The sequence below is a fragment of the Haladaptatus sp. HS23 genome (assembly GCF_056892285.1).
The window spans coordinates 1-3,436 of sequence record NZ_JBXGLH010000044.1 but is presented as its reverse complement, the minus strand read 5'-3'; the positions used below and the strand labels follow the sequence as shown (position 1 = coordinate 3,436).

Below are 3,436 nucleotides of genomic sequence, written 5' to 3'. Positions count from 1 at the left end.
TATCAACGAGTGTCTACTCACGATTTACGTCGTTGCTGGGCGAATCACCTGCTGGTCGAGGCGAACGTCTCACCGCGAATTGTGATGGCGCTCGGTGGCTGGTCAAGCTATGACGCGATTGAGCCGTATCTCGCTGCGCCCACTGAAGTGAATATCATTGCGTCGATGAGTGCTGTTGAGCTATGAGTGGTCGATCAAGGGCCCGAGAATCACTACTCATGGAATCCAGAAGGGGCAGTGGAACCCCCGGTACTCCCGAAACGATCTGTGCGCAATGCTTTCTCACCCTTGCAACCAATCTCACGATTGGCACTGTTCAGGTTACACCGGTCTAAGCACTCATTCGCCAACTTCAGGATTCTGTGTCGGCTACAACCCGGTCGCCATTAACCGGCGGGCAATCACAACTAAGCCATTATCAAACCCTCGTCCGAAGTCAGCCTGCTTGGATTCGATCCTGTTGGCGAGGATCTCGTGCGCAGTACTCATGAGGATTGTATGTCGATCGACAAGCAGTAGGCGAGTGATAGTCGTCTTTACGTGCTTCGAGCGTTGCGGGCGGGATTTCCTGTTTCCACACATACTTTATAGGAACCGATATGGTTCCTGTGGGGAGCGCAGTCTCCACAGGCGTTGACGAGAGCAAAGCTGTCGTTTGCACACCAGAAATCGGAGAGTCCTGGGGATGTTGTATCCCCTCCTACTCGCTCGCGCTGCTGATTTCTTGAAGACGGGGGCTCGGGCTTAGCGCCTGAGATCTCCTAATTCGCTTGGTGAGCTAGTCTCGGTCATATTCAACAATATGTCGTAACTCGACTTCGAGATCTCTCTTAGAGAGCGTAACCTGGCGTCTCAAAGGGATTGCCCATGAGTTTTGTGTCAGAATTGTTCCATTTTCGCCATCCATAAGGAAACCGACCGTGGAATATCACTCTTTGAGTGGTAGTTGATAGGATGTCTGTACTTGTTTCACGATTCAATTGGGGTTAAATCGACAGTACCAGAACTATCGACCACGATCCGGTAGCCAGCGTATGAGAAGGTCACTTCGCCACTAGAGCGCATGTCCCCATGATACGTTGGTGCATAGAGACGATCCAATGCATCCGGGTCGATGACTTCATAAAGGGGGGCGAGCTCCTTAACTGAACAGCCAGCAGCATCCGAAACACCGTTAATAATCTGAATACTGGGCAGTGGCCGAGAAGAGTCACGGTTTGTTGTTTGGGTGTGGGATTCACCATTTTCCGTTTCGTTGTTATTCATAACAAGTAGAGACTGGCTAGCGATGCTTATAAGGAAGGTGTGATAAATTGGGTGACAAACGATTTCTCCAGTCCGACTCCCGTCTCAAAAGATCACAAACGGAAGGTGCTAATTACAGCGTTGTAATCACGAGGTTCTTCAAACTCCCATTTCGGCGACGTCAACAAAAAGCATCACACCGCATTCCCGGTGAGAGGTGGCGGTAGTAACCTAGTAAATACGGTGGAGTGCGTCCTTTTCTGCAAATGGGGGGACTCTTGCAATCCCCCTCTATTATAGTAATGCAATCGACCAACCTCAATAGCGATAAGCGTGGATGATGCGGTCAAGGTAATATCGAGAATGTAATCTGAGACCCTAAAGCCCCTCTCAAAATCGATTCTCTCGTGTTGTCAAAAGATGAGACAGATATAACCGTCCACATACCCTCTTAGTATAGAGAATACAATGGATATCTCTGAGATAGTTTCAACACAGTTCACCGAGTTCGACATTGGGGCACCGCTTTCAAAGGTCGCCGGTGCGTTCGAGAATCAGGAACTCAACGCCGTCGTCGTTACGGACGGTGACGAGTATCGCGGCATCGTCAGCCGCCGACAACTGTCCTCGTCGTCCAATCAACCCTCGGCGAAAGTTGGTTCACGAGTGCAACATGTCCCAACCGTCGATCGAACCGAGGATGTTCGTGAAGTCGCACGACTCATGATCGGGAGTAACGCCAAGACGCTCCCGGTGCTGGACAAAGACAGAATCTTCGGTGTGGTGACTGCAGATGCCGTCTTGGAGGCCGTGAGCCCGTTTCTCGACGCGGTGACTGTCGACGATGCGTACACAACAAAGCTGATCAGTGTCTTCCCAACGACCACGCTCGGAAAAGCCCTCAACATGCTTCGGGAAGCACGTATCGCACACCTCCCAGTCATTGACGATGACAAACTCGTAGGAATGCTGAGTTTGTACGATGTCATCGAATTCACGACACGCGGGGGGAACAAGAGCCAGGGTGGTTCGTCAGACGAGTTTAGTGACCGCGGCGGCTTCGGTGAACGTGACGGTACTTCTGATCGGATGCTTGATCTGCCGGTGCGGAACTTAATGTCCGATGCGGTCGCGACGGTTCAGCGAGATACACCACTCGATACGGTAGTCGAAACGATGTTCGACCGGGAGATTTCCTCACTTGTCGTCACGGATACCGAGACTGACGAAGAGGTCGGAATCATCACAAAGACGGACGTCATCGAGGCGCTCACCTGGGAACAAGAAGAACGGCGTCCCGTGCAGGTGTTCGGTCTCGAGTTGCTCGATGAAATGGACTATGACGACGTTTCCGCGTTAATCGACAGCGTGACCTCGAAGTATGGTGAAATGAACGTGATCAAGGCCAGTATCGAACTCCAGGAGCACAAAGAAAAGAGCCGAGGGGTGCCGCTGGTGTTGGCACGGATTCGGCTCGTTACCGACCGTGGTTACTTTACAGCCGATGGGGAGGGCTACGGCGCCACCCACGCACTCCGTCTCGCGGCGAATACGATTGAACGCCAACTCCTCAAAGGCAAGACCTACGGCCAATCGAAGAAGCATCCGGATACGGAGGAGCAAGAGCAACTCTACGGCTGGTGGCTCGGTGGCTAAAACCCTTTGAGCTATTTAACTGATGATTTGAATCTAATCAATAGAAATATGAATAGAATATATATTCGGTACCCAATAGACGAATGAAATGTGGGTTGACTTAATGATACCGCTGTTCGACCTCGATGGTCTTCTTCACAGCGTTGTCGAAGCGGTTTCGTAATTCGTCGCTAAAGTTCTGAATAGTTGTATCTTGTTGTACCACTTCTAATGAGTCCCAGTCACCTGACTCAGTTGCAGCGTACAATTGCGTGAACTTCTCTCCGTTGTTCCCGTACGCAATTGCGATCACATACGGTTTCACCTCTTCAATATCCTCAACAGAATGTCTCCCGGACCACTCCTCGATTTTCGTCACGCTCACACGGTCGAATGTCGTTAATTCTGCACTGAATTCACGAGCTCCGAGTCGTTGTATTAATTGTTCTCGATCCCATTCCCGCGTTTCACCAGTCTCAGTATCTGTTCCCGTGACGGTCCCTGACGTGATTGATTCAATTCGCCAGTTCGTGAGTAGTGGTCCACCCATCTCAGC

General features: G+C 51.0%; 3 protein-coding genes and 2 pseudogenes. 2 read left to right on the top strand and 3 right to left on the bottom strand.

The features are described from left to right. A pseudogene (locus AC1XDK_RS30685) lies at positions 1-186 on the top strand (site-specific integrase); the annotation flags it as partial. 183 nt (positions 187-369) lie between these two features. On the opposite strand, the pseudogene AC1XDK_RS30680 reads toward AC1XDK_RS30685, so the two are convergent. Both AC1XDK_RS30680 and ddfA read right to left on the bottom strand, forming a co-directional pair. Further along, positions 370-537, bottom strand: a pseudogene (locus tag AC1XDK_RS30680) (TrmB family transcriptional regulator); the annotation flags it as partial. A gap of 432 nt (positions 538-969) precedes the next feature. Continuing rightward, positions 970-1,266: a DdfA family disk-determining factor gene (gene ddfA, locus AC1XDK_RS30675; RefSeq protein ID WP_483350676.1), complete on the bottom strand. Its 297-nt coding sequence runs from the start codon at positions 1,264-1,266 to the stop codon at positions 970-972. A 447-nt stretch (positions 1,267-1,713) separates the two neighbouring features. On the opposite strand from ddfA, the gene AC1XDK_RS30670 reads away from it, so the two are divergent. Continuing rightward, positions 1,714-2,901, top strand: a complete 1,188-nt coding sequence (locus AC1XDK_RS30670) for a CBS domain-containing protein (protein WP_483353818.1) — start codon at positions 1,714-1,716, stop codon at positions 2,899-2,901. A gap of 100 nt (positions 2,902-3,001) precedes the next feature. On the opposite strand, the gene AC1XDK_RS30665 is transcribed toward AC1XDK_RS30670, so the two are convergent. Then, positions 3,002-3,436 (bottom strand): hypothetical protein (locus AC1XDK_RS30665; protein WP_483353817.1); only part of this gene is annotated, 435 nt, incomplete at its 5' end.